Source organism: Pseudomonas sp. IT-196MI5 (assembly GCF_949767415.1).
In the GTDB taxonomy this organism is placed as follows: domain Bacteria; phylum Pseudomonadota; class Gammaproteobacteria; order Pseudomonadales; family Pseudomonadaceae; genus Aquipseudomonas.
In genome coordinates this window covers 727553-754540 of the sequence record NZ_CATKPZ010000011.1, presented here as the reverse complement: position 1 = coordinate 754540, position 26988 = coordinate 727553, and the positions used below count along the sequence as shown (strand labels likewise).

General features: G+C 61.1%; 21 protein-coding genes and 1 pseudogene. 13 read left to right on the top strand and 9 right to left on the bottom strand.

The genetic code is table 11. From position 1 onward, the window contains the following. The first annotated feature begins 157 nt into the window (after positions 1-157). From recC to recD, 3 genes are read left to right on the top strand one after another with little or no spacing between them, the layout of a single operon-like run. Positions 158-3607, top strand: coding sequence for an exodeoxyribonuclease V subunit gamma (gene recC, locus ACM6IK_RS10970; protein WP_414874302.1), 3450 nt, complete (start codon positions 158-160; stop codon positions 3605-3607). After that, a complete protein-coding gene (gene recB, locus ACM6IK_RS10965; RefSeq protein ID WP_414874301.1) occupies positions 3607-7296 on the top strand; it encodes an exodeoxyribonuclease V subunit beta in 3690 nt (1229 codons plus the stop codon). The genes recC and recB overlap by 1 nt, the downstream gene beginning before the upstream one ends. After that, positions 7293-9401 (top strand): exodeoxyribonuclease V subunit alpha, encoded by a 2109-nt coding sequence (gene recD, locus ACM6IK_RS10960; RefSeq protein WP_414874300.1) that lies wholly within the window; start codon positions 7293-7295, stop codon positions 9399-9401. Before recB ends, recD begins: the two co-directional genes overlap by 4 nt. A 4-nt stretch (positions 9402-9405) precedes the next feature. Here recD and ACM6IK_RS10955 read toward each other — a convergent pair whose 3' ends face one another. Then, positions 9406-10356, bottom strand: a complete 951-nt coding sequence (locus tag ACM6IK_RS10955; protein WP_414874319.1) for a LysR family transcriptional regulator — start codon at positions 10354-10356, stop codon at positions 9406-9408. A 150-nt stretch (positions 10357-10506) separates the two neighbouring features. Here ACM6IK_RS10955 and ACM6IK_RS10950 point away from each other — a divergent pair, with 150 nt between their 5' ends. Both ACM6IK_RS10950 and mmsB read left to right on the top strand, forming a co-directional pair. Continuing rightward, positions 10507-12033, top strand: a complete 1527-nt coding sequence (locus ACM6IK_RS10950; RefSeq protein ID WP_414874299.1) for a CoA-acylating methylmalonate-semialdehyde dehydrogenase — start codon at positions 10507-10509, stop codon at positions 12031-12033. A gap of 10 nt (positions 12034-12043) precedes the next feature. Next, the gene (gene mmsB, locus ACM6IK_RS10945) at positions 12044-12931 is read left to right on the top strand and encodes a 3-hydroxyisobutyrate dehydrogenase (protein WP_223528235.1); all 888 of its coding nucleotides are present in this window, start codon (positions 12044-12046) and stop codon (positions 12929-12931) included. Between the two features lie 160 nt (positions 12932-13091). Here mmsB and ACM6IK_RS10940 read toward each other — a convergent pair whose 3' ends face one another. From ACM6IK_RS10940 to ACM6IK_RS10925, 4 genes are all read right to left on the bottom strand, one after another. Beyond that, positions 13092-13436: a cupin domain-containing protein gene (locus tag ACM6IK_RS10940; RefSeq protein WP_007900627.1), complete on the bottom strand. Its 345-nt coding sequence runs from the start codon at positions 13434-13436 to the stop codon at positions 13092-13094. A 117-nt stretch (positions 13437-13553) separates the two neighbouring features. Further along, positions 13554-13913 carry a MerR family transcriptional regulator gene (locus tag ACM6IK_RS10935; protein ID WP_414874298.1) on the bottom strand — a complete coding sequence of 120 codons (360 nt, stop codon included), beginning with the start codon at positions 13911-13913 and terminating at the stop codon, positions 13554-13556. A gap of 49 nt (positions 13914-13962) precedes the next feature. After that, complete coding sequence (locus ACM6IK_RS10930; protein WP_414874297.1) at positions 13963-14541, bottom strand: NAD(P)H-dependent oxidoreductase; 579 nt, start codon at positions 14539-14541, stop codon at positions 13963-13965. Positions 14542-14583: 42 nt separating this feature from the next. Then, the gene (locus tag ACM6IK_RS10925) at positions 14584-15468 is read right to left on the bottom strand and encodes a LysR substrate-binding domain-containing protein (protein WP_414874296.1); all 885 of its coding nucleotides are present in this window, start codon (positions 15466-15468) and stop codon (positions 14584-14586) included. A gap of 231 nt (positions 15469-15699) precedes the next feature. Between ACM6IK_RS10925 and ACM6IK_RS10920 the strand changes: the two genes are divergently transcribed. Then, positions 15700-16464, top strand: a complete 765-nt coding sequence (locus ACM6IK_RS10920; RefSeq protein WP_414874295.1) for a sulfite exporter TauE/SafE family protein — start codon at positions 15700-15702, stop codon at positions 16462-16464. Here the strand turns inward: ACM6IK_RS10920 and ACM6IK_RS10915 are convergent. Then, positions 16454-16768 carry a putative quinol monooxygenase gene (locus ACM6IK_RS10915; protein WP_414874294.1) on the bottom strand — a complete coding sequence of 105 codons (315 nt, stop codon included), beginning with the start codon at positions 16766-16768 and terminating at the stop codon, positions 16454-16456. The genes ACM6IK_RS10920 and ACM6IK_RS10915 overlap by 11 nt on opposite strands. Positions 16769-16931: 163 nt before the next feature. On the opposite strand from ACM6IK_RS10915, the gene ACM6IK_RS10910 reads away from it, so the two are divergent. The 5 genes from ACM6IK_RS10910 to ACM6IK_RS10890 all read left to right on the top strand — a co-directional run bounded on the left by ACM6IK_RS10910 (position 16932) and on the right by ACM6IK_RS10890 (position 22839). After that, positions 16932-17522, top strand: coding sequence for an NAD(P)H-dependent oxidoreductase (locus tag ACM6IK_RS10910; RefSeq protein WP_414874293.1), 591 nt, complete (start codon positions 16932-16934; stop codon positions 17520-17522). A gap of 232 nt (positions 17523-17754) precedes the next feature. Next, the gene (locus ACM6IK_RS10905; protein WP_414874292.1) at positions 17755-18666 is read left to right on the top strand and encodes a LysR family transcriptional regulator; all 912 of its coding nucleotides are present in this window, start codon (positions 17755-17757) and stop codon (positions 18664-18666) included. A gap of 103 nt (positions 18667-18769) precedes the next feature. Further along, positions 18770-19663: an NAD-dependent epimerase/dehydratase family protein gene (locus tag ACM6IK_RS10900; protein WP_414874291.1), complete on the top strand. Its 894-nt coding sequence runs from the start codon at positions 18770-18772 to the stop codon at positions 19661-19663. Positions 19664-19870: 207 nt separating this feature from the next. Then, positions 19871-21316 (top strand): SulP family inorganic anion transporter, encoded by a 1446-nt coding sequence (locus ACM6IK_RS10895; RefSeq protein ID WP_414874290.1) that lies wholly within the window; start codon positions 19871-19873, stop codon positions 21314-21316. Positions 21317-21381: 65 nt separating this feature from the next. Next, positions 21382-22839 (top strand): N-acyl-D-amino-acid deacylase family protein, encoded by a 1458-nt coding sequence (locus ACM6IK_RS10890; RefSeq protein ID WP_414874289.1) that lies wholly within the window; start codon positions 21382-21384, stop codon positions 22837-22839. Positions 22840-23150: 311 nt separating this feature from the next. On the opposite strand, the gene ACM6IK_RS10885 is transcribed toward ACM6IK_RS10890, so the two are convergent. The 3 genes and pseudogenes from ACM6IK_RS10885 to ACM6IK_RS10875 all read right to left on the bottom strand — a co-directional run bounded on the left by ACM6IK_RS10885 (position 23151) and on the right by ACM6IK_RS10875 (position 25278). Continuing rightward, positions 23151-24014 carry a methyl-accepting chemotaxis protein gene (locus ACM6IK_RS10885; RefSeq protein ID WP_414874318.1) on the bottom strand — a complete coding sequence of 288 codons (864 nt, stop codon included), beginning with the start codon at positions 24012-24014 and terminating at the stop codon, positions 23151-23153. Further along, positions 24009-24935 (bottom strand): annotated as a pseudogene (locus ACM6IK_RS10880) (methyl-accepting chemotaxis protein); the annotation flags it as partial. The pseudogene ACM6IK_RS10880 and the gene ACM6IK_RS10885, both read right to left, overlap by 6 nt. Positions 24936-25062: 127 nt before the next feature. After that, on the bottom strand, positions 25063-25278 hold the full coding sequence (locus ACM6IK_RS10875; RefSeq protein ID WP_414874288.1) for a hypothetical protein: 216 nt from the start codon (positions 25276-25278) through the stop codon (positions 25063-25065). Positions 25279-25328: 50 nt separating this feature from the next. Here ACM6IK_RS10875 and ACM6IK_RS10870 point away from each other — a divergent pair, with 50 nt between their 5' ends. Together ACM6IK_RS10870 and ACM6IK_RS10865 are read left to right on the top strand one after the other, a co-directional pair. Beyond that, entirely contained in the window at positions 25329-26000 is a 672-nt protein-coding gene (locus tag ACM6IK_RS10870; protein WP_414874287.1) for a histidine phosphatase family protein, read from the top strand. Between the two features lie 34 nt (positions 26001-26034). Next, entirely contained in the window at positions 26035-26868 is an 834-nt protein-coding gene (locus ACM6IK_RS10865; protein WP_223546110.1) for a phosphatase PAP2 family protein, read from the top strand. The last annotated feature ends 120 nt before the right edge of the window (positions 26869-26988 follow it).

The following is a 26988-nucleotide window of genomic DNA, read 5'->3' as shown; positions in this document are numbered from 1 at the left end:
CGCCTTGTTTCCTGTAGGAGCGAGCCTGCTCGCGAAGAACTTCAGGACACGGCGTTACCCCAGACCACCCGCGTCATCGTTGACGACCTTCGCGAGCGAGCTCGCTCCTACAGATGTTAAAGTCGTTTCTCGATTTTGCATTTCCAAGGAAGCCTTTATGCCGGACGCGACGTCCCCCAGTGCTGGTTTTATGGTGGTTCACGGCAACCGCCTGGATGAGTTGCGCAGCCTGGTGGTCAGCTGGATGCGGCGCTATCCGCTGGCTCCTCTGGAGAATGAAATCGCGTTGGTGCAAAGCAATGGCATTGCCCAATGGCTAAAGCTGGCACTGGCGGAAGATTCTGAGGACGACGACATGGGAGGCTGCGGCATCGCTGCCGCCATCGACGTGCAGTTGCCCGGCAGCTTCATGTGGCAGCTCTATCGCATGGTCCTTGGCCGCGACGAAATTCCGGTCAAGTCCCTGCTCGATAAATCCCCGCTGACCTGGCGTCTGATGCGCCTGCTGCCGCAATTGATCAATCAGCCGCACTTCGAGCCGCTGCAGCGTTTCCTGACCCATGACACCGATCTGCGCAAACGCTATCAATTGGCCGAGCGTCTGGCGGATCTGTTCGACCAATACCAGGTCTATCGGGCTGATTGGCTGGAAGACTGGGCACAAGGTCGACATCAAACAAGAAACGCCAGGGGCGAAGCCAAACCTCTGACCCCGGCCAATTGCTGGCAGGCAGAGTTATGGCGCGCACTCTTGCTGGATGTGGGAGAAGAAGGCATGGCGCAAAGCCGTGCCGGTGTCCATCAGCGATTTGTCGAGCGTATCAACCATCTCGAAACAGCCCCCAAGGGATTACCCTCGCGAGTGATCGTTTTCGGGATTTCTTCGCTGCCTGCGCAAGCCCTGGAAGCACTGGCGGGACTGGCACGATTCAGCCAGGTTTTGCTGTGCGTACATAACCCGTGTCGTCACCATTGGGCAGACATCGTCGCCGATAAAGACCTGTTGCGGCATCAATACAAGCGTCAGGCCCGCAAAAGCGGCATGCCGGTAGTGATCGATCCGCAAACCCTGCATCAGCATGCTCACCCGCTGCTGGCCGCCTGGGGTAAACAGGGGCGGGACTACATCAACCTGCTCGACAGTTATGATGATCCCAACAGCTATCGTTCGGCATTCCGCGACGGGCGCATCGACCTGTTCAGTGAAAGTCAGCCGCTGAACGTGCTCAACCAGTTGCAGGACGACATCCTCGAGTTGCGTCCACTTAATGAGACTCGGGAGCGTTGGCCCGCTATCGACCTGAAGAAGGACGAGTCGATCCGTTTTCACATCGCCCATAGCGCCCAGCGAGAAGTCGAGATTCTCCACGATCAACTGCTCGCGCGTTTCAGCGTCGACCCGCACTTGCGGCCCCGGGACATTATCGTGATGGTCCCGGACATCGACAGCTACGCACCGCACATTCGTGCCGTGTTTGGTCAGCTTGACCGCCAGGATCCACGCTTCATTCCGTTTACCCTGGCAGACCAGGGCCAGCGCGGCCGCGATCCATTGCTGATTGCTGTCGAGCACCTGCTCAAGCTGCCTGACAGCCGATTCCCGGTCAGTGAGATTCTCGATCTGCTGGACGTCCCGGCACTGCGCGCTCGCTTTGGTGTTGAGGAGCGCGACCTGCCGACACTGCACCGCTGGATCGAAGGTGCCGGCATTCGCTGGGGCATGAACGCCGAGCAGCGTGCCGGGCTCGGGCTGCCCAATGAACTGGAACAAAACAGCTGGCGTTTCGGCTTGCGCCGGATGTTGCTCGGTTATGCCGTTGGCAGCGCCGATGCTTATGAGGGAATCGAGCCCTACGACGAAATCGGGGGCCTGGACGCGGCGCTCATCGGCCCGCTGGTTGCGTTGCTCGACGCGCTGGAAGTGGCTCACCACGAACTCTCTCGGCCTGCATCGCCGGGGCAATGGGGCTTGCGCTTGCAGGCGTTGGTGCAGTTGTTCTTTCTTGCCAGTAACGAACACGATGACTACTTGCTGGCTCAGCTCGAGGAGCTGCGTGAGACCTGGCTCGAGACCTGCGAGTCGGTCGGGTTGCAGGACGAGTTGCCGCTGACCGTCGTCCGTGAAGCCTGGCTTGCGGGTCTGGATCAGGGCCGTTTGTCCCAACGCTTTCTGGCCGGAGCGGTCAACTTCTGCACCTTGATGCCCATGCGCGCCATCCCGTTCAAACTGGTGTGCCTGCTGGGCATGAATGACGGCGATTATCCGCGCGCGCAGCCGCCACTGGATTTCGATCTCATGGGCAGTGATTACCGTCCAGGCGACCGCTCCCGGCGCGAAGATGACCGCTACCTGCTACTGGAAGCCCTGCTGTCGGCACGGGACCAGCTCTATATCAGTTGGGTGGGCCGCAGCATCCGCGATAACAGCGAGAGGCCTGCGTCAGTGCTGATCGGGCAGTTACGCGACCACCTGGCCAGCGGTTGGCGATTGCTGCAAAGCGACAATGACCTGCTGGAGGCCATGACCCGGGAACACCCGTTGCAACCCTTCAGTGCTCGCTACTTTCACGACAGGGATGAGTCGTTCAGCTACGCCACCGAATGGCAGATCCTTCATCAAGCGACAGAGCAACAGGCAAGCGCCGAAGTGCTCGAGGCTCACGTTCAGGACGAACCACTGAGTCTCGGTCAGTTGCAGGATTTCCTGCGCAATCCGGTACGGCACTTTTTCAGCCAGCGCCTGAAGGTCTTCTTCGAGGCGGCTGAAGTGCCCTTGGCTGATGAAGAGCCTTTTGTCCTGGATGCGTTGCAGCGTTACAGCCTCAGCGACCGTTTGCTCGAAGCGGCGCTGGCAGATCCTGGAAATACCGGGCAGGCACTGGAGGATCAGGCGAAACGCCTGCAAAACAGCGGGCTGCTGCCCATGGCCGGATTCGGTGAGTGCCTGCAACGCGAGTTGATCGAGCCATTGCCTGACTTGCTGCAACGCCACCAACAGCTCCTGGCGTTGTGGCCAACACCGCTCAGCAGCGCATTGCCCGTCGATCTGGAACTGCAAGGCCTGCACATTGAGGGCTGGCTCAGCGGCCTGCATCAGCGCGCCGATGGCGGATTGCTGTCGATCACTACGATCCCCAACAGTATTGGCTCGATCAAGTCACGCAAATGGCATCGACTGACACGCCCGTGGCTCACCCATCTGGTGGCTTGTGCCAGTGGCATGGCGCTGACCACCGCACTGGTGGCCAGCGACGACAGTCTGTTGCTCGAACCGATGGACGAGTCCACCGCGCGGAAAACCCTGGGGGACCTGTTGATGGCCTGGCAGTCGGGTATGCGCCAGCCTCTGCCGATCGCGGTCAAAACAGCCTTTGCGTGGCTGGGGCAAACCGACCCGATCAAGGCCGATTCCGCTGCGCGCAAGGCCTATGAAGGGGATGGGCAGACCACGGACGGAGAGCGTCGTGAAAGCCCGGCACTCGCGCGCCAATTTGCCGATTACGATGCCTTGGTCGCCGACGAGACGTTCAGCGACTGGTGCGATGCACTTTATCGTCCGCTTTTCGAAGCGCCCTGGCGTTCACTGTCCAGCGAGGAGTCGCGCTGATGAGCACAAAGACACCTCTGGCCCTGGCGTTCCCGCTACGTGGCAGCCAACTGATCGAAGCCAGCGCCGGGACCGGCAAGACGTTCACCATTTCCGCGCTTTACCTGCGTCTGGTGCTTGGCAACGGCGGAGAGGACAGTGGTTTCGGGCGTGAGCTGTTGCCGCCGCAAATCCTCGTCGTGACCTTCACCGACGCCGCCACCAAAGAGCTGCGCGAACGCATCCGCACGCGGCTCGCCGAGGCCGCACGATATTTCCGCGATGAAACACCGGCCCCCGACAGTCTGATTGCCGAGTTGCGTGATCAGTATTTGCCCGAGCAATGGCCCGGGTGCGCAAACCGCCTGGATATCGCCGCGCAGTGGATGGACGAGGCGGCGGTGTCGACCATCCACAGTTGGTGCCAGCGCATGTTGCGCGAGCACGCGTTCGACAGCGGCAGCCTGTTTACCCAGACCCTGGAAACCGACCACAGCGACTTGCTGGGGGAGGTCCTGCGCGATTACTGGCGGCTGTTCTGTTACCCGATGCAAGGTGACGCCTTGAATTGGGTGCGCAGCAATTGGGGCGGACCGGCGGCGCTGCTGCCGCGGATTCGAGCGCTGTTCGCCAGCGAGCGGGATGCGCATGAAGGGAAAGAACCCGCCGAAGTGATTTCGCAATGCTTGCAAGAGCGACGGGTTGCCCTGATCGAACTGAAGAAGCCCTGGCTGCAGTGGGCGGACGAGTTGCTTGCCATCTGTCATCAAGGCGTTGCCAGCAAGGCTGTCGACGGTCGCAAGATGCAGGCTCGCTATTTCGAGCCCTGGTTCGAAAAGATCAAAGCCTGGGCCGAAGACGAATCCCTTGAGCAACTGGATATCGGCACCGGCTTCACGCGCCTGACCCCTGATGGCATGGCCGAAGCCTGGAAGGGCGAAGCGCCTCGACATCCGGGGCTCGATGCGATGGCCGGCCTCAAAGCCTGTCTCGATGGGTTGCCAACGCCTGATGCCGCCGTGCTGCAACACGCCGCTCGCTGGGTCGGAGCGCGATTCGAGGAAGAGAAGCGTCGCCGCGCGGAAATGGGTTTCGACGACATGTTGCTGCGCCTCGATGCGGCCTTGCAGTCCGATGGCGGCGAGCGACTGGCAACCCTGATTCGTGAGCAGTTTCCGGTCGCCCTGATCGATGAGTTCCAGGACACCGACCCGGTGCAATACCGGATCTTCGAGAGCATCTACCGCATTGAAGAGAACAGCCCCGAGTGCGGTCTGTTCCTGATCGGCGACCCGAAACAGGCGATCTACGCTTTTCGCGGTGCCGACATCCATACCTACCTGCGTGCCCGGCAGGCCACCACCGGCCGCCTGCACACCCTGGGCACCAACTTCCGCTCAAGCCACGGCATGGTCAACGCGGTGAACCATGTGTTCGAGCGCGCCGAAGCCCGGGCGTCAGGGCGCGGCGCTTTCCTCTTCCGGCAGAAGAATGGCGACAACCCGGTGCCGTTCACGCCGGTGGCCTCCCAGGGGCGCAAAGAAGTCCTGCGCATCAATGACCAGGCAATCCCGGCCTTGAACGTTTGGCACTTGCCGGCCGAACAACCGTTGTCCGGCGCGGTGTACCGGCAACATCTGGCGGCTGCCTGCGCCAGTGAAATCACGGCATTGCTCAATGGCGGACAGCAGGAGCAAGCGGGATTCACCCAGGATGGCAAAGCCTTCAGGGGCCTGCTGCCGGCGGACATCGCCATCCTGGTCCGCGACGGCAAGGAAGCGCAGGCGGTTCGTGCGCAATTGGCCGCCCGGGGCGTGCGCAGTGTTTATCTGTCAGACAAGGATTCGGTGTTCGCCGCCCAGGAAGCGCATGACGTGCTGACCTGGCTCAAGGCCTGCGCCGAGCCGGATGTCGAGCGCCCGCTACGGGCCGCGTTGGCCAGCATCACGTTGAACCTGTCGTTGACCGAGCTGGAGCGGCTCAATCAGGACGAATTAGCCTGGGAAGCCCGGGTCATGCAGTTCCGTGGCTATCGCGAAGTCTGGCGCAAGCAGGGCGTACTGCCGATGCTGCGGCGCCTGCTGCACGACTTCCGTCTGCCCCAGGCGTTGATCGCCCGCAGTGACGGCGAGCGCGTGCTGACCAACCTTCTGCACCTTTTCGAACTGCTGCAACAAGCCGCCGCCGAACTCGATGGCGAGCAAGCCCTGATCCGGCACTTGTCCGAGCATCTGGCGTTGTCCGGGCAGGCTGGCGAAGAGCAGATCCTGCGTCTGGAAAGTGATGAGCAATTGGTCAAGGTCGTGACCATTCACAAGTCCAAGGGCCTTGAATATCCCTTGGTGTTCCTGCCGTTCATTTGCTCGGCGAAACCGGTGGATGGCAGCCGCCTGCCGTTGCACTACCACGATGAATCCGGCAATGCCCAGGTCACGTTGAAGCCAACGGCGGAGTTGATTGCCCTGGCTGACGATGAGCGTCTGGCCGAGGATCTGCGCTTGCTCTATGTCGCCCTGACTCGGGCGCAACACGCCTGCTGGCTGGGGGTGGCCGACCTCAAGCGCGGCAACAACAATGGCTCGGTGCTGCACCTGTCGGCATTGGGTTATTTGCTGGGCGGCGGCGCGCCTTTGGCTGATTCCCCGGCGTTGCAGCTTTGGTTGCGGGACTTGCAACAGGACTGCCCGGCGCTGGCCTATGCCGAAATGCCTGAAGCGACTACAGAACATTACCAACCTCCGCAAAATGACGCGGCGCTGCTGGTTCCGCGGGTTCCGAAACGCAAGGCCAGTGAAAACTGGTGGATCGCTTCCTACAGCGCGTTGCGCATTGGCGACACCCTGAGTGTCGGCACGGATGAAGCACCGGAGAGCCCGCAGGCGCAAAAACTGTTCGATGACGAACGCCTCGACCCGCAGGCCCCCAGGGAAGTGGTGGCCGGTGGCGCCGATATCCATCGCTTCCCGCGCGGCCCGAACCCCGGCACCTTCCTCCATGGCTTGCTCGAATGGGCGGGGGGCGAAGGTTTTGATGCGCCACCACAAGAGGTGATCGACGCCATTGCCCGTCGCTGCAATCGTCGAGGCTGGGAGGGCTGGATCACCACGCTGAGTGACTGGCTGCAGCATCTGCTCAAGTCGCCGTTGCAACTGGGCGGCGGTCAGGCACCGGTGGTATTCGGCCAGTTGACGCAGTATCAGGTCGAGATGGAGTTCTGGTTCGCCAGCCATAAGGTCGATGTGCTCAAGCTCGATGCGCTGGTGTGTCAATACACCCATAACGGCGTGGCCCGGGTGGCCGCCGAACCGGTGTTGCTCAATGGCATGTTCAAGGGTTTCATCGACCTGACGTTCGAACATGACGGCCGCTACTACGTTGCCGACTACAAATCCAACTGGCTCGGCGTCGATGATGCGGCCTACACCGCGCAGGCCATGGAACAGTCGATTCTCGACAACCGTTATGACCTGCAATACGTGTTGTACCTGTTGGCCCTGCACCGTCAGCTCAAGGCGCGGCTCGCCGATTACGACTACGACCGGCATGTCGGCGGTGCGTTGTACCTGTTTTTGCGGGGTACGCGTGCGGCCAGCCAGGGTGTGTTTTTCGCCCGGCCGCCAAGAGAACTGATCGAGCGTCTGGACAGGCTGTTCCAGGGCAAGCCAGAGCCCAAGGCCGAACCCGCCTGGGAACAGGGAGTATTGTTATGAATCGCACATTCGCCGATTTGTTGCCCACATCGCTGGCAGCCGAAAGCCTGGCCGATCTGGCGCCATTGAGTTGTGCCGACGACTTGCTGTTGTTGCTCACGCGTTGGGTCGAGCGTGGCTGGTTGCGTGCGCTGGACAAAGCCTTTGTGGCGTTTCTGCATGAACTGGCGCCGGAGGATGATCCGTTGGTGTTGCTGGCGGCCGCGCTGACCAGCCACCAATTGGGCCACGGGCATGTCTGTCTCGACCTGTTCGAGACGCTGAAAGAACCGGACTTCGCCCTGTCATTACCCCCCGAAGGTGACGTGCAAGGCGGTGCGATGCTGTTGCCCTCGCAATTGCTGGGGTCGCTGGACGGTGCTCATTGGTGCAAGGTGCTGGCCGCGAGCAACCTGGTCGCGCTGGCCGCTGACAGCCGTGACAATGTGCGCGACCGACCTTTGGTGTTATCGGGCAAACGCTTGTACCTGCGCCGCTATTGGGCCTACGAGCGACGGATCGACCTTTCACTGCGCGAGCGTTTGGCGGAACACGAGTCCACGCCGAATGATTTGCTCCAGCGCCTCACCGGTCTGTTTGGTCCTGCCCGTTCCGGTGAAGTGATCGACTGGCAGAAGCTCGCCTGTGCCCTGGCGACGCGCAGTGCCTTCAGCATCGTGACCGGGGGGCCGGGGACCGGCAAGACCACGACCGTCGTGCGATTGCTGGCGTTGCTCCAGGCGCCGGCGGTCGAGGCCGGCGTGCCCCTGCGCATTCGTCTCGCCGCGCCGACCGGCAAGGCCGCGGCGCGCCTGACGGAGTCCATCAGCCAGCAAGTCCGGACCTTGAAGGTCACCCAAGACATACGAGACAAGATCCCGTCCGACGTCACCACCGTTCACCGCCTGCTCGGCAGCCGACCCGGGACTCGACACTTCCGCCACCACGCGGGCAATCGGCTGCCGCTGGATGTGTTGGTGGTAGACGAGGCCTCGATGATCGACCTGGAAATGATGGCCAACCTGCTCGACGCCTTGCCGGCCCATGCGCGCCTCGTGCTGTTGGGGGACAAGGATCAACTGGCTTCGGTAGAGGCCGGTGCGGTATTGGGGGACCTGTGTCGCGACGCGGAGGCCGGCTGGTACAGCCCGCAGACACGTCAGTGGCTGGAAGCCGTCAGTGGCGAAAGCCTGCAGGCCAGCGGCTTGCATGAGGACGCCCAGGGCACTCATCCATTGGCCCAACAGGTCGTGATGTTGCGCCATTCCCGGCGATTCGGTGAAGGTAGCGGCATTGGCCAACTGGCTCGTTGGGTCAACCAGCAGCAGCCCGAAGAAGCCCGCAAGTTGTTGTCGGCGCGAAGCCATGACGATGTGTATTGCCTGGCCCTCAAGGGCGAGCAGGATCGGGCCCTGGAGCGCTTGCTTCTCGAAGGCCACGGTGAGGGCCCGCAGGGTTATCGGCATTACCTGAGCGTGCTGCGCAATCAGCGGCCGCCACTGGACAGCCCGCTGGAAGATGCGCGCTGGATCGATTGGGCTCGGAAAGTGTTGCAGGCCTTCGACGCATTCCAATTGTTATGTGCCGTGCGCAAGGGGCCGTGGGGTGTTGAAGGCTTGAACCAGCGAGTGACGGATGCGTTGCTGAGGGCACGCCTGATCGACAGCGACCAGCAGTGGTACGAAGGTCGCCCTGTCCTGATGACCCGCAACGATTACGGGTTGGGGTTGATGAACGGCGATATCGGCATCGCCCTCAAGCTCCCGGAACAGGACGGACATGAAAATGGAAAGCAGGTTCTGCGTGTGGCATTCCCACGCAATGATGGCCAGGGTGGTGTGCGATTTGTCCTGCCCAGCCGCCTGAATGATGTCGAAACCGTGTACGCCATGACCGTGCATAAATCCCAAGGCTCGGAGTTCGCACACACTGCGTTGATTCTTCCCGATGCCTTGAATCCGGTCCTCACCAAGGAACTGATCTACACCGGCATTACCCGGGCCAAGGACTGGTTCACCTTGATCGAGTCACGTGCAGGCGTGTTTGAAGAGGCAGTGAAACGCCGGGTCAAACGCTTGAGCGGGCTGATGCTGGAGCTAAAGGAAGGCCGCGAGCCGACAGGCTGAAGGGTCAGTCATCGGCAAACAGCATCTCCCGGCTTTCTCCCATCAACAGCCCCTGATTCTGCTCGGTGACCTGGCGGATGTAATCCCACAACAGGGTGATCCGCTTGAGCTTGCGCAGGTCTTCGCGGCAGTACATCCAAAACTGTCGAGTGATATTGATTTCCTGCGGCAACACCGGCAGCAGGCGAGGGTCCTGAGTGGCGAGGAAGCACGGCAGGATCGCCAGTGAGCGTCCTTGCTGCGCGGCCACGAACTGCGCGATCACACTGGTGCTGCGCAGGTTGGCACTGGCGCCGGGCAATACGTTGGCCAGGTACAACAGCTCCGAGCTGAACGCCAGGTCGTCGACGTAACTGATAAACGAATGTTTCGCCAAATCTGCCGGCCGGCGGATCGGCGGGTGGTTATCCAGATAATCCTGGGTCGCGTACAGCTGCAGCCGGTAGTCGCACAGTTTGCAGCAGACGTACGGACCATGCTCCGGACGCTCCAGGGCGATGACGATGTCGGCCTCGCGCTTGGACAGGCTGATGAAGTGCGGCAGCGGCAGGATATCCACCGAGATCGCCGGGTAGGTGTCGACGAAGTGGCTCAGCTGCGGCGTGATGAAAAAGCTGCCGAAGCCTTCGGTGCACCCCATGCGCACATGCCCGGACAGCGCCACGCCGGACCCGGAAACCTGCTCGCACGCCATGTGCAGGGTACTTTCGATCGATTCGGCATACCCCATCAGCCGCTGGCCTTCGGCGGTCAGGACAAAGCCGTTGGTCCGGGATTTTTCGAACAGCAATGTGCCCAGTGCCGTTTCCAGGGAACTGATGCGCCGCGACACTGTGGTGTAGTCCACCGCCAGGCGCTTGGCCGCGGTGCTGGCCTTGCGGGTGCGGGCGACTTCAAGGAAAAACTTGAGGTCATCCCAGTTCAACGAGCCGAGGGAGGTGATGTTTTTTTGCATGTTGGACCGGTTTTTATGTGCGTTCTTATTAGAAGTTTGCACATCTATACTCCAAAAACAGTCCGTTAACCAATTCGCGGCACACGCCTCATCTCAAGGCGACTTTCTCGCCTTGGCTCCCCTGATAACAACAAAGTCCAGGAGACCCACATGAACATATCGCTTACGCCCAACGAAACCACCGTACAAAAGGTCAAGCTGTTGATCGACGGCGAGTGGGTCGAATCCAAGACCACCGAATGGCACGACATCATCAATCCGGCGACCCAGCAAGTGCTGGCCAAAGTGCCGTTTGCCACCGCCGAAGAAGTCGACGCGGCCATCAGCGCAGCCCATCGTGCCTTTCAGACCTGGAAGCTGACCCCGATCGGTGCGCGCATGCGCATCATGCTCAAGCTTCAGGCGCTGATCCGCGAGCACTCCAAGCGCATCGCCGCAGTCCTGAGCGCCGAGCAGGGCAAGACCATTGCCGACGCCGAAGGCGATATTTTCCGTGGCCTGGAAGTGGTCGAGCACGCCTGCTCCATCGGCAGCCTGCAAATGGGCGAGTTCGCTGAAAACGTCGCCGGTGGCGTCGACACCTACACCCTGCGCCAGCCCATCGGTGTGTGCGCAGGCATTACTCCGTTCAACTTCCCGGCAATGATTCCGCTATGGATGTTCCCGATGGCCATCGCCTGCGGCAACACCTTCGTGCTCAAACCGTCGGAACAGGACCCGATGTCGACCATGCTGCTGGTGGAACTCGCCATCGAGGCCGGCATTCCGGCCGGCGTGCTCAACGTCGTGCATGGCGGCAAGGACGTGGTGGACGGGCTCTGCACCCATAAAGACATCAAGGCCGTTTCCTTCGTCGGTTCGACCGCCGTCGGTACTCACGTCTATGACCTGGCGGGCAAACACGGCAAGCGCGTGCAATCGATGATGGGCGCCAAGAACCACGCCGTGGTGCTGCCGGACGCCAATCGCGAACAAGCGCTGAATGCGCTGGTCGGTGCCGGCTTCGGCGCTGCCGGTCAACGCTGCATGGCCACCTCGGTGGTGGTGCTGGTGGGCGCGGCCAAGCAATGGCTGCCGGATCTCAAGGCGCTGGCACAGAAGCTCAAGGTCAATGCCGGCAGCGAGCCGGGCACTGATGTGGGCCCAGTGATCTCGAAAAAGGCCAAGGCACGGATTCTCGAGCTGATCGAAAGCGGCATCAAGGAAGGCGCGAAACTGGAGCTGGACGGTCGCGAGATCTCGGTACCCGGTTACGAGAAGGGTAACTTTGTCGGCCCGACCCTGTTCTCCGGCGTGACCACCGACATGCAGATCTACACCCAGGAAATCTTCGGCCCGGTGCTGGTGGTGCTGGAAGTCAATACGCTCGACGAGGCCATCGCGCTGGTCAACGCCAACCCGTTCGGCAACGGCACGGGCCTGTTCACCCAGAGCGGCGCGGCGGCGCGTAAATTCCAGAGCGAAATCGACGTCGGCCAGGTCGGCATCAACATCCCGATTCCGGTGCCGGTCCCGTTCTTCAGCTTCACCGGTTCGCGCGGTTCCAAGCTCGGCGACCTCGGCCCGTACGGCAAGCAAGTGGTGCAGTTCTACACTCAGACCAAGACCGTCACCAGTCGCTGGTTCGACGACGACAGCGTCAACGACGGTGTGAACACCACCATCAACCTGCGTTAAGGAGCCGGACATGAAAATCGCTTTTATCGGTCTGGGCAACATGGGCGCGCCGATGGCGCGCAACCTGATCAAGGCCGGCCATGCACTGCGCCTGGTGGACCTGAACAAGGCCGTGCTGGCGGAGCTGGAACAACTGGGCGGCAGCATCAGCGCTTCGGCCCGTGAAGCGGCAGAGGGCGCCGAACTGGTCATCACCATGCTGCCTGCCGCGGTGCATGTGCGCAGTGTGTGGCTGGGTGAAGACGGTGTGCTCGCCGGTATCGGCAAAGGCGTGCCGGCCGTGGATTGCAGCACCATCGATCCGCAGACCGCGCGGGACGTAGCCGCTGCCGCTGCCAAACAAGGCGTGGCCATGGCCGATGCGCCGGTCTCTGGCGGCACCGGTGGTGCAGCCGCCGGGACGCTGACCTTCATGGTCGGCGCCACGCCTGAACTGTTCGCCACCCTGCAACCGGTGCTGGCGCAGATGGGCCGCAACATCGTCCATTGTGGTGAGGTCGGTACCGGGCAAATCGCTAAGATCTGCAACAACCTGCTGTTGGGGATTTCCATGGTCGGCGTCAGCGAAGCCATGGCGCTGGGCGATGCCCTGGGCATCGACACCAAGGTGCTGGCGGGCATCATCAACAGTTCCACCGGGCGTTGCTGGAGTTCGGAGATGTACAACCCATGGCCGGGCATCGTTGAAACGGCGCCGGCGTCGCGCGGCTACACCGGTGGTTTCGGTGCCGAACTGATGCTCAAGGATCTGGGGTTGGCCACTGAAGCGGCGCGTCAGGCGCACCAGCCGGTGGTACTCGGCGCGGTGGCCCAGCAGTTGTATCAGGCGATGAGTTTGCGTGGGGAGGGGGGGCAGGACTTCTCCGCGATCATCAATGGTTATCGCAAACCATTGTAGGAGCGAGCTTGCTCGCGATAAACCTGAGACCACCAAGGGGTGTCAGGCTTGCCGCGTAATCGTTGCAGAACATCGCGAGCAAGCTCGCTCCTACAGGGATTGAATGTACCCAAAGATATTTACCGGGAGATCACGTCGGGTGATCCCCCGGTTTTTTGTATCAGGCAAACACGAAATATTTGCGTACGGTTTCCACCACTTCCCAGGTGCCTTTCATCCCTGGCTCGATGACGAAAATGTCACCGGCGCGCAGGTGGATCGGCGCCATGCCTTCTGGGGTGATGATGCAGTAGCCTTCCTGGAAATGGCAGTACTCCCACTTCACATATTCTACGTACCACTTGCCCGGTGTGCAGATCCAGGTGCCCATGATCTTGCTGCCGTCTTCGCTGGTGTAGGCGTTGAGGTTGACGGTGTGCGGGTCACCTTCGAGTTTTTCCCATTTGCAGGCGTCGAGCACGGGCAGCGGGTGGGTGTCGCGAAGAACGGTAATCGGTGCGGTCATGATGACTCCGGGCAGTGGGCTCAAGAACTGAAGTCGCACCCTATAGCGCTTGTCCAATCATCAGTTGTCTGTGCTCGACATTGAGCTGTCCAGAAACGCACGGCCCTCAAAGACTGTTCAGGGGCAGTCGCGCCTGGATTGTTCGAGGCTGTTCTCGAACTCGACCAATTGCGAGTGCTGTTGCGACAACGCCGCTATCCGCTCGGCGATTTCCTGTTTTTTGCTGGCGATGACCTGATGTGCCTGTGCCCATGGCAACTGCGGGCCCTGATGTCCGGCGAAGACCGACTGCAATTCCTTGAGCCTGAACCCGAGTTGCTGGGCACATTTGATGAACATCAGCAGGTCGACGCTGTGCTGGTCATAGATGCGGTACCTGCCCTGACGGCATGCGGCAGGCAGCAGGCCAATCGACTCGTAGTGACGGATGCTTTTGACGGTGGTGCCGGAACGTTGCGCGGCTTGGCCGATGTACATGGGAAGGTCCTTTTCTCCGAGGATAAAGCTCGGCGCATTATCGACCGACTCAAGCGCTGGCGATAGCTTCGGCTTGCCGCAACCAGGCCGCATGCCGGTCTGCGCTGGCGCCGAGAATTGGCCCGAAGGTGAGGGTTCGGGTGGGCTTGATGCCACAGAATTCCAGCGTGGTTTTGCGGACCTGATGCAAACCGGGCATGCGGTAGATCCATCGGTAGTACCAGGGCGGTGTGTCCATGGTCACCAGCAAATGGGCGGTTCGGCCGCGCAGGAGTTTGTCGGGGAAGGCTTTGCCCTGGCGATATTTGAAGGCAAAACCGGGCAAGAACACCCGGTCGAAAAAACCCTTGAGCAAGGCCGGTACGCCACCCCACCAGATCGGATAAACCAGCGTCAGTTGTTCAGCCCACAGGATATCGGCCTGGGCGTTACGCAAGTCGGCTTCCAGCGGCTGGACCTGCTGATAGCCTTCGCGCAGTACCGGATCAAAATCCATGCTGCCCAGAAACAACTGCCGCACCTCATGCCCGGCACGCGCTGCCGACTGTGTGTAACGCTCGGCAAGGGCGGCGCAAAAACTATTGCTTGATGGATGCCCGAGGATCACCAGTATTCGTTTACCCATCATCGCTGTCCTTGAGGATCAAACCTCAAGGATAAAGTCTGCCCCTCAGGGGAGAGTCAAGGCGTGCAGCAACGCCTTGGCATAGCCGGGTAATGCGGCGAAGTCCCGGGCACAGAGCAATAGTTTGCGTTGGCCCCAGGGTTCTTGGATGGGGAGGCTTTTGAAGGACAGTCCGCCTGACCCGCGTTCGACCGCGGCCAGCGGTACGATTGCCAGCCCAGTGCCTCGGGCGACCATGCGCATCACGCCATCGAAGCCATCGGCGCGGATGCGAATCTGCATGCGCAGGCCGGCGTGCAGTGCCTGCTCTTCCAGGTACACCGCCAGCGCGCTGTTGGCATTCAGGCCGACGTAGTCGTGATGCAGCGTGTCGGTGAAGCTCACTGAGGTTGCCTGTGCCAAGGGGTGTTCGCTGGGCATGATCAGCACCAGCGGATCATCGCGGAACGGTCGTGTCTGCAAGTCATCGGTGTCCACCGCGTCGGAAACGATGCCCAGGTCCGCCGCGCCCTGGCGCAAGGCATGGGTGATGCGGGTGCTGGGCAGTTCCTGCAGGTCGATGTCGAGGTTGGGATGGCTGCGCAGGAAGTCTGCGAGCAATTCTGGCAGGTACTCGGTGATCGCCGTGGTATTGCACAGCAGCCGCACCTGACCTTTGACGCCCTGTGCGTACTCGGCCAGTTCCTGTTGCAGGCGTTCGGCCTGTTGCAGCAGGACCCGGGCGTGTCGGGCCAGGGCATTGCCGGCCGGTGTCGGGCTGACCCCACGGCGATTGCGCTGGAGAAACTCGACACCCAGCGACGCCTCCATGGCGCGAATTCGCGCACTGGCCGCCGCGAGGGACAAATGACTGCGTGCGGCGCCGGCGGTGATGTTGCCGGAGTCGAAGATGTTCAGGTACAGGCGCAGATCGGTCAGGTCGAAGTGCATTACAACAACCTCTGGATGTGTGTTGTCCGGGAGGACGCCATCGCGAGCAAGCTCGCTCCCACAGGGGATTTGTGAGCAACACATAACCACTGTGGGAGCGAGCTTGCTCCGGGCGGCGTTCCGACGATGGCGTCAGATGCCGCACCCGATTATTCAGCCTCTTGTGTGAAGAGAGGCAGCCTCAGTATATGGCAGATTTTCAATCAACCCTTGCGGGCCCACCATAGCCCCATGAATACACTCTCGGCGTTTTATCAAAATCTTGGCTTGGCCCTTTCACTGTTGGTTATCGGCACCTTTGTGCTGGCCGGTATGATCAAGGGTGTGATCGGCCTCGGCCTGCCGACCGTTGCCATGGGCCTGCTCGGCCTGGCTATGGCGCCGGCGCAGGCAGCGGCGCTGTTGATCATTCCGGCGACACTCACCAACGTCTGGCAACTGGCGTTCGGCGGGCATTTGCCCGGGTTGATCAAACGATTGTGGCCGATGCTGCTGGCGATCTTCATCGGCACCGGGGCGGGCACGCTGTGGATCGGCATGAGCGGTGGTCACTGGGTGGTGCGGGGGCTGGGGGCGGCGTTGCTGCTGTATGCGCTGAGCGGTTTGTGTCTGCCGACTCTGCGCGTGGGGCGGCGTAGCGAACACTGGCTCGGTCCATTGTGTGGCGTGCTGACCGGCGTCATCACTTCGGCCACCGGCGTGTTCGTGATTCCGGCGGTGCCCTATCTGCAAGCGCTGGGCTTGAATAAGGACGAGCTGGTGCAGGCGCTGGGCCTGTCGTTCACCGTCTCGACCCTGGCCCTGGCCGGTGGCTTGTTATGGCGCGGCGCACTCGGCGGGGGCGAGTTGAGTGCATCGTTGCTGGCGCTGATCCCGGCCATGCTCGGCATGTGGTTGGGGCAATCGCTGCGCCAGCGGATCAGCGCCCTGTGGTTCAAGCGCGTGTTTTTCGTTGGCCTGGGTGTGCTCGGCGGCCACTTGCTGATCAGCGGCTAGCGGACGACGGACTGATCATCTCGATGGCGCGGATCTCGAAATCCCGCTCCAGGTAGTCATCGCGCTGCTCGAGGAACTGCTTCATGTGCGGCAGGTTCGAGTGCACATCGAGGTGGGCCCGGGATTGCCAGATCTCGTAGAAGATGAACAGGGTCGGGTCCTGTTTGTCGCGCAGCATGTGGTATTCGATGCAGCCGGGTTCGGCGCGGCTCGCTTGCACGTAGCCGCTGAAAAACGCTTCGAAGGCGTCGGATTTTTCCGGACGGGTCTTGGCGTGCAGGATGAAGCCCTGGATTTCACTCATCTACATCTCTCCTCAAGTCAGAACTGATGCCAGTCTAAGGCAACAATCGGCCGCTGATTCGTGCTTGTAGATCAAATGATCTTTGCTCGATCGAGGCTTATTCCGCGCGAGGTCGACCGGTACTCTGCCGCCATCCGATTCCCGACCCTTTCCGAGATCTCTCATGAAAAAAGTCCTGTTGCTCAATGGCGGCAAAAAATTCGCGCACTCCGAAGGCCGCTACAACGCCACCCTGCATGAAGTCGCGTTGAGCGTGCTGGATCGCGGCGGCGTGGATGTCAAAACCACCTTCATCGACGAAGGCTACGACGTCGCCGAAGAAGTGGCCAAGTTCCTCTGGGCCGACGTGATCATCTACCAGATGCCCGGTTGGTGGATGGGCGCGCCGTGGACCGTGAAGAAGTACATCGACGAGGTCTTTACCGAAGGGCATGGCAGCCTCTATGCCAGCGACGGTCGCACTCGCTCCGACGCCTCGCAGAAATACGGCAGCGGCGGCCTGATTCACGGCAAGCAATACATGTTGTCGCTGACCTGGAACGCCCCGCAGCAAGCCTTCGACGACCCGACCGACTTCTTCGAGGCCAAAGGCGTGGACGCGGTGTACTTCCCGTTCCACAAGGCCAACGAGTTCCTGGGCATGACCGGCTTGCCGACGTTCCTGTGCGTGGACGTGATGAAACGCCCGAACATCGAAGGCGACGTGGCGCGCTATGAGCAGCATTTGGCTGAGGTGTTTGGCCTGAAGGCGTAACTGTTTCGGGCTACTATCGATTGTTTGAGTCAGGCACAGTTCCTGTGGTGAGGGGGCTTGCCCCCGTTCGGCGGCGAAGCCGTCGTAAAGTCGGTTGACGCGCGACTTTCTGAACCACCGCATTAGTGGGTTTTGGGTCCGCTTCGCGGACCAACGGGGGCAAGCCCCCTCGCCACAATGGATTTGCGCTGCACAATAGAACGGCGCAGGACTATATCGATAAGGGACACACGTGAAAGCCAGATCCGATGAATTGCAGATTTTCGTCTGTGTGATTGAATGCGGGTCGATTTCTGCGGCGGCCGAGCAGGTCGGGCAAACGCCTTCGGCGGTCAGTCGCACGCTGTCGCGGCTGGAGGCCAAGCTCGACACCACACTGATCAATCGGACCACGCGGCGCATGGACCTGACCGAGGAGGGCAAGTATTTCTTCGAGCACGCCAAGCGCATTCTCGATCAGATGGACGAACTCGAAGAGCGCCTGTCCTCACGCCAGCAAACGCCGTCCGGGCGGCTGCGGATCAACGCGGCATCGCCTTTCATGCTGCACGCCATCGTGCCCTACATCGATGAATTCCGCAGGCTCTACCCCGACATCCAGCTCGAACTCAACAGCAACGACTTGATCATCGACCTGCTGGAGCAGAGCACCGACATCGCCATCCGCATCGGCACCCTGAGCGACTCGACATTGCATGCTCGCTCCCTGGGTTGCAGCCCGCTGCACATCGTCGCCAGCCCGGCCTATCTGGAAAAGCACGGCACACCGCAAGCCGTGGCCGACCTCTCCGAACATTCGCTGCTGGGATTTACCCAGAACGAAGGCCTCAACCAATGGCCGCTGCGTTATGTGCATGGCGATCGCTGGCCGATCCAGGCATCGATCAGCGCCTCCAGCGGCGAGACCATCCGCCATCTCGCACTGGACGGCCAGGGCATCGCCAGCCTGTCGCACTTCATGACCATCGAAGACATTCGTGCCGGACGCTTGAAAGTGTTGTTGGCCGAATTCAACAGCGGCTATCGCCAGCCGATCAACGCGGTGTACTACCGCAACTCACAGCTGGCCCTGCGGATTCAATGCTTCCTGGACTTTATCCAGGGCAAGTTGGCGGATTATGCGAGCGCAGATTTCAAGGGCTGATTCGTGATTTCTGCGCAAAAGTGAATTGGGCTGGCAGGGATTTTTCCCCCGGGATCGCTGCCGGATACTCCTTGCATCACTTATCCACGCAGGGAGTTTCTCCATGAACGTATTCGTTACCGGTGCTGCCGGTTTTATCGGCGGCTCCATCGCCACGGGCCTGGTCCAGGCCGGCCACAATGTCACCGGTCTGGTGCGCAGCGCCGAACAAGCGGACGAACTGCGCGCGCTGGGCATCACCCCGGTGATCGGCACCCTCGACGACTCCGCCCTGTTGGCCGATCAGGCGCTGGCTGCCGACGCGGTGATCAACGCGGCCAGCAGTGATCATCGTGGTGCGGTGGAAACCCTGCTCGATGCCCTGCGCGGCGCTGGCAAAGTGTTCCTGCACACCAGCGGTTCGAGCATTGTCGGGGATGCCTCGGGCGGTCAATCCAGCGATGTCATTTACTTCGAAGACAACCTGCCGGAACCGACCGTCGACAAGGCTGCGCGCGTGGCCATCGATAATCTGATCCTGGCGGCGGCCATGGATGGGGTGAACTCGGCGGTGATCTGCAACACGCTGATCTACGGTCACAGCCTGGGCGTGAGTCGTGACAGCGTGCAGTTGCCACGCCTGCTCAAACAGGCACGCAAAAGCGGCGTGGTGCGCCATGTCGGCACGGGCCGTAACATCTGGTCCAATGTGCACATCGAGGACGTGGTTGCGCTGTACCTGCTGGCGCTGACTGAAAACGTACCCGGCACCTTCTACTTCGTTGAGAGCGGTGAAGCGTCATTCATCGACATGACCACCGCCATGGCCCAGACGCTGAACCTGGGCGAACCACAAGACTGGCCGCTCAAGGACGCGGAAGCCGAGTGGGGCTATGAAATGGCCAACTATGGCCTGGGCTCCAACAGCCGGGTGCGTGGCAAGCATGCGCGGGAGTTGCTGGGTTGGGTGCCGAAGCGCACGTCGGTGGTTGAGTGGATTCGCGGCGAGATGGTGTGAGTTCGCTTTAGACCGCGTTGCGGCTATCGCGAGCAAGCTCGCTCCCACAGGTTTTGTGTCGTTCACGAAATGAGCGAACAACAGAAAACTTGTGGGAGCGAGCTTGCTCGCGATGGCGTCTGCGCAGGCACAACAACTGGTCGGTCTGACTGCATTTCCGTAACATCCGCACACTCTTTTCCAGTCTCTCCCTGTGTGCGATCCCTCATGAAAGCAAAACGTCTACGCGCCGATGTCCTGGCCGGGCTTACCACGTCCTTCGCCCTGTTGCCCGAGTGCATCGCCTTCGCGCTGGTGGCTCATCTCAATCCGCTGATGGGGCTCTATGGCGCATTCATCATCTGCACCCTGACCGCGCTGTTCGGCGGGCGCCCCGGCATGGTGTCCGGCGCGGCCGGTTCGATGGCGGTGGTGATCGTCGCGTTGGTGGTGCAGCACGGCGTGCAGTATCTGCTGGCCACGGTGTTGCTGGGCGGGCTGATCATGATGGCGTTCGGGCTGCTCAAGCTCGGCAAGCTGGTGCGCATGGTGCCGTATCCGGTGATGCTCGGCTTCGTCAACGGCCTGGCGATCGTCATTGCCCTGGCACAACTGGAGCACTTCAAGAGCGGGGAGGCCTGGTTGAGCGGTGCGCCGCTGTACATGATGCTCGGGCTGGTCGCGGTGACCATGGCCGTTGTCTATGTGATGCCGCGTCTGACCCGTACCGTGCCGCCGGCTTTGGTGGCGATTCTCGGTGTGGGCCTGGCGGTGTATCTGCTTGGCCTGCCGACCCGCACCCTGGGCGACATGGCGCACATTGCCGGTGGCTTGCCGACGCTGGCGCTGCCGGACATCGCGTGGAATCTGGACACCCTGCGGATCATCGCGCCCTACGCGATCCTGATGGCGCTGGTCGGGTTGCTGGAAACCCTGTTGACCCTGAACCTCACCGACGAAATCACCGAGAGCCGTGGTTACCCGGATCGCGAGTGCGTGGCGCTGGGGGCGGCGAATCTGGTGTCCGGTGCGTTCGGCGGCATGGGCGGATGCGCGATGATCGGCCAGACCGTGATCAACCTCAGTTCCGGCGGGCGCGGGCGCTTGTCCGGTGTGGTGGCCGGGGTGATGATCCTGTTGTTCATCCTGTTTCTGTCGCCACTGATCGAGCGCATTCCGCTGGCCGCGCTGGTGGGGGTGATGTTCGTGGTGTCGCAGCAGACCTTCGCCTGGGCCTCGCTGCGGGTGCTGAACAAAGTGCCGCTCAATGACGTGCTGGTGATCATCGCGGTGACGGTGATTACCGTGTTCACCGATCTGGCCATTGCGGTGCTCTGCGGCATCATCATTGCGGCGCTGAACTTTGCCTGGCAACAGGCCCGTCAGCTGTATGCCGACAGCTACCTGGAGAACGACGGCAGCAAGCTGTACCGGGTGCATGGCACGCTGTTCTTCGCCTCGACCACACCCTTTCTCAATCAGTTCGATACGGCCAATGACCCGGTGCAAGTGACGCTGGATTGCCAGCACCTGAGTTTTGTCGACTACTCGGCCATCGCCGCGCTGGACACCTTGCGCGAACGCTATGTCAAAGCCGGCAAGCATCTGCGGGTGCTGCATTTGTCCGAGCGTTGCAAGAAATTGCTCAAGCGCGCCAGGATGCAACACGACTGAGCGTAATAAACTCGCCCTCGACGAATACCGCGGCGGCGACGATCACTTACCGCCGGGAGACTGACATGCTGTACGACACGCTGATTCGCAACGCCCTGATCATCGATGGCAGCAACAGCCCCGGTTACCCCGCCGACGTGGCCATTCTCAACGGGCGCATCGAGCGTATCGGCGACTTGCGCGATGCCCATGCCAGCGAGGAGATCGACGCGCAGGGCCATGTGCTGGCGCCGGGTTTCATCGACGTGCACACCCATGACGACACCGTGGTGATTCGTCAGCCGCAGATGCTGCCCAAGCTCAGCCAGGGCGTGACCACGGTGATCGTCGGCAACTGCGGGATCAGTGCTTCGCCGGTGAGTTTGCGTGGCGATCCGCCGGACCCGATGAACCTGCTCGGTACGGCTGCGGCGTTCGTTTATCCGACCTTCCACGACTACCGCGCGGCGGTCGAAGCGGCGAGCACCACGCTGAACGTCGCCGCGCTGGTCGGCCATACAGCGTTGCGCAGCAATCATCTGGACGACCTGTTGCGCACCGCCACGGCAGACGAAATCAGCGCGATGCGCGAGCAACTGCACGAAAGCCTTGAGGCCGGCGCGCTGGGCCTGTCCACCGGTCTTGCCTATGCCAGCGCTTTCTCAGCATCCACCTATGAAGTGATGCAACTGACCGAAGAGTTGACGGCGTTCGGGGCGGTCTACACCACCCACTTGCGCAGCGAATTCGAACCGGTGCTGGAGGCCATGGACGAGGCCTTCCAGATCGGTCGCCATGCACAAAGCCCGGTGATCATTTCCCACCTCAAGTGTGCCGGTGCCGGCAACTGGGGGCGTAGTCCGCAACTGTTGGCGTCACTCGAACAGGCCGCGAAAACCCACCCGGTGGGCTGTGATTGCTATCCGTATGCGGCGAGCTCGTCGACCCTGGACCTCAAGCAAGTCACCGATGCCCATCGCATCACCATCACCTGGTCGACCCCGCACCCGGAAATGGGCGGCCGCGACCTGATGGACATCGCCGCCGAATGGAATGTGCCGTTGCTGGAGGCCGCTCGCCAACTGCAGCCGGCCGGTGCGGTGTACTACGGGATGGATGAGGCGGATGTGCGCAGAATCCTCGCGCATCCGCTGTCGATGGTCGGCTCCGACGGCTTGCCGGAAGACCCGTTCCCACACCCGCGCTTGTGGGGCGCATTCCCCCGGGTGCTCGGGCATTTCAGCCGTGACGTCGGATTGTTCCCGCTGCACACCGCCGTGCACAAAATGACCGGGCTGTCGGCGGCGCGCTTCGGTTTGAAGGAACGCGGCCAAATCCGCGAAGGTCATTGGGCGGACCTGGTGTTGTTCGATCCGGCAACCATCCGCGATGTCGCCGATTTCAACGATCCGCAGCAGGCAGCACAAGGTATCGAGGGCGTATGGGTCAACGGTGCGTTGAGCTACCGCGATGGTCAGGCCAACGGGCGCAGGGAAGGGCGGTTCCTGGCACGGGAAGGGGATTTGCGTACGGGGTTTCAGTGAGTTTCAAGGACTGTGTCACAGTGGTGGCGCTTTGATGTTAAAGAATGGCATCTCCAGGCCGAATTGCTGACATCAAGCCCGACAACCCAATGCTGTTCACTAATGTAGGAGCGAGCTTGCTCGCGATGGAGTCAGAAGCGCCGCGTTTAGCCAGTCAACACGCGTCATCGTTAACGACCATCGTCGGAGCGCCGCCCGGAGCAAGCTCCCACAGGGGCTGGATGCTGTGCACGGTCTTTGTGGACGACACAGATTCATTGTGGGAGCGAGCCTGCTCGCGATTGGTTCTATCATTTGGCGCTGACTGAACGTCAGACGCGGAAGTGACTCACCATCATCTGCAACTGATTCCCCAGCCGTGCCAGTTCAACACTCGACGCAGCCGTTTCATCACTCGCAGCAGCAGTCTGTTCGGACACGTCGCGCACGTTGATGATGCTGCGGCTGATCTCTTCGGCCACGGCGCTTTGCTGTTCGGCAGCGGCGGCGATCTGCTGGTTCATCGACTGGATGTTGGACACCGTGCGGGTGATGTTCTCCAGTGACTCGCCGGCCTTGCGGGTCAGGGCCACGCTGCTGTCGGTGAGGACGCGGCTGTTGTTCATCAGCGCCGACACTTGTTGCGTGCCGTTCTGCAAGCCGGCCACCAGGCCTTCGATTTCCTCGGTGGATTTCTGCGTACGCTGGGCCAGGCCGCGGACCTCGTCGGCCACCACCGCAAAACCACGACCGGCTTCACCGGCACGGGCCGCTTCGATGGCGGCGTTGAGCGCCAGCAGGTTGGTCTGCTCGGCCACGGCCTTGATCACGTCCATGACGCTGCCGATCTTGTCACTTTCCCGTTGCAGCACGCTCATGGCCTCGGTGGAACGTACCACTTCGCTGGCCAGACGCTCGATCTGGGCGATGGCTTCGTTGACCACTTTGTCACCTTCACGGGCCTCGTCATCCGCCGCCGCAGCGGCTTGCGAGGCTTCTTCGGCGTTGCGCGCGACTTCCTGCACGGTGGCGGTCATCTCGTGCATGGCGGTGGCGACCTGATCGGTCTCGACTTTCTGGCTGTTGACCCCGGCACTGGTCTGTTCGGTCACAGCCGACAGCTCTTCGGCGGCGCTGGCGATCTGGGTCACGCCGTCGCGGATGCCGCTGATCAAGTCGCGCAGCGTCACGCCCATGCGCACAATGCCTTGCTGCAACACGCCGAGTTCATCGCGACGGCTGACCACCACGTTCTGGGACAGGTCACCGCTGGCGATGCGATCGACCACCGCCAGGGTTTCGCGCAGTGGGCGGGTAATCTGGCGAGTGATGACCACGGCGGCAATGATGCCCACCAGCAACGCCAGCAATGTGCTGATCAGTTGCAGGGTGCGCGCCTGGGCGCTTTCGGCGTCCCGGCGGTCGAGCTGAATCTGATACAGCTGATCGCTCTGGGCCACGATGGCGGCCCCCTGGTCGGTCATTTCCTTGCGCGCTTGCACCGCGTCATTGCTGGCGGCCTTGTAGGCCTGCAAGGCACCGCGATAGTTGCCAAGCGCCGTTTCCAGCTGGCGCAGGGCGTCTTGCTGCGAATCGGCGAAATGCGCATTCAGCGGTTTCAGGCTGGCAATGGCGGCGTCCAGTTGGCCGACGGCTTTTTGCTCTGTCTGGCCATCGGTACTGGCGGTGTAGCCACGCACTTCGTAACGGGCCAAGAGGAACGCCTCCTTTGCCGCCGTAATGGCCTGGAACTGTTCGAAGCGCTGGTCGCTCAACGGCATTTGCTGCACGCGGGCATCGATGTCATTGATCAGCGTGTTGGCGGTTTCGGCGTTGGCACTCATGGCGTCGCGGGCACTGTTGCCGGCGCGATAGGCGCTACGCATCTTGCCAAGGGATGTCTTGTAGGCATCGATGACGGCGCCTTGCTCCCGGAGTAGCTTGAGGTTTTCCGGGCTCTTGAACTTCGCCAGCAGGTCTTGCTGCTGGGCCGAGAAGGCATCGAGGGTGGTCTGCACGCTCTGCGCAGCGGTTTCGTCGCCGTTGGTGAGCATGTATTGCAGGCGAACCACACGCAGCTTGGTCAGGCCGGCGTTGAGCTGGGTGATGTCGCTCATCCAGTTGCTACGGTCGATCAACCCGCCCAGGCTGGTCCAGCCGGTCAGGGCGAGGACGCAGGTCAGTGCCAGGACCAGGCCAAATCCCAGGCCCAGTTTCAGGTTCACGCTGATGTTGCCGAACCAGCTATTCATCAAATTCCTCCAGGAACGTGGTGCTTCTTTTTCGTCGGTCGGCTGGAAGATTGTTTTTTTTGAGGCCGCCAAGCTGTGTAAGCAGGATGTATCGGCAGCAATTCCGGGAGCTGAAAGGTTTTTGTGCGGCGGATTCTGTAACAAGGTTTTTGCAGCGTTTTAAGCTTTTTTTCACATGTCTTTCACCCGCAGGCAACGCACGTTTCATTAACTTCCCGTGATCTGATGAGGTGGTACGTGCCGGCGAGGCGGCTTGATGTGGAATTAAGACTGAGTCTTTTCGGAATAAAACGCTCGATCGATCTGAACCGTTTTGCCCGCTATCGCAACGCGGCGGTGGTGCTGGCCTCGGCGCTGCTGGTCATCCCGCTGACCGTGTTTTTGCTGCGTCCCGCCACCGCGCCGGACCTGGCTCACGGCAATGTGGCCGGAGCACAGGCTTTGATGACGGGGTGGGCCAAGGGCGACATGATCGTGCTGGTGCGCCACGTCGAGCGTTGTGATCACTCCTCGGCGCCTTGCCTGGTCGGCAACGATGGCATTACCGAGCGCTCTCGTCGTGTTGCCGAGAGCCTCGGGGCACAGTTCAAACACCTTGGCCTGGACAACGCCGATATCTACAACAGCCCGATCCTGCGCACGGCACAGACCGCCAACTTCATGTTCAACAAGGTTGGCACGGGGGAAGACTGGCTGATCATTTGCAAGGGCACCATGCTGCGTGACGCGCTGGCGCATAAAGTGGCCGGGCGTAACCTGGTTCTGGTGACCCACAGCGAGTGCATGGAGCAAATGGAAAAAGACCTCGAGTTACCGCCTTCGACCCTGGGTTATGGCGCTTCACTGTTTATTTCTGCCGAAACCCCGCAGACTCCGCGCTTGCTTGGCTTCATCGACGCTTCCGACTGGAGCTCGGTGAGCACTCATTGAGTTTTTCCCTCCTCTTTTTGAATCAGGATTCACAATGCTGACCGCTTCTCGCTACCGCTTTTACTGGGTGAATTTCGGTATTCCGCTGGCCTGCGCGGTCGCGGTGTTTCTGATGTTCGACATGACCAGCATAGACATCGCCTTCAACAATTACTTTTTTGATCCGGTAACGCAGACGTACCCGTTGGACCATGTCCATCTGTTCGAAAAAATCACCCATAAATGGGCGCGGATCATTCCGAACTGGACTGGCGAAATTGCGATTATCGGTGCCTTGCTGTCGTTCCTCTGGCCGCGTCTGAAGGCTGAAAAGCACTCGAAAATCATCGCTTTCCTGGAAAAAATCAAAGTCGCACCGGTGCTGCGTTTTGCCACCCGGCACCGTCGCGACTTTCTCTACGTGGTGTTCGCGTTTTCCATCAGCACCGGGGTCATTCACTACCTCAAGGGCCACACCAGCGTGTATTGCCCGATCGAGACGACCCAATACGGCGGCAAAATGGAGCACGTTGAGTGGTATGAAAACTTCGACCTGCTGAAAGTCGCCGGTGAGGGGCGCTGCTGGCCGGGCGGACATGCGTCGGGCGGTTTCACCATGCTGGCGTTGTACTTCGTGGCTCGCCGTTATCGCTGGCGCTATTCGAAAGCGATCATGTACGGCTCGCTGACCCTCGGTTTCATCTACGGCACAACGCGGGTATTGCAAGGGTGGCACTACATGTCCCACACCTTCTGGGCCGGGATCTTCGTGTGGCTGGCATGCTTGCTGACGGCGCTGGCGTTTTACGGGCGAGCGAGGCTGGAACAGCCGGTGCTCTCCAAAGCGCAACAACCGGTAGCGGCGACTCAGACTCAACCAGTGAATTGAGTTGGCGTTGAACTGAAAAACCCGCACCCCGAAAGGGCTGCGGGTTTTTTGTTGCTCGAGGAAACCTTCAATGAGTCTCGGATTGCGAATTCGCAGGCAAAAAAAAGCCCGCGGGAGGCG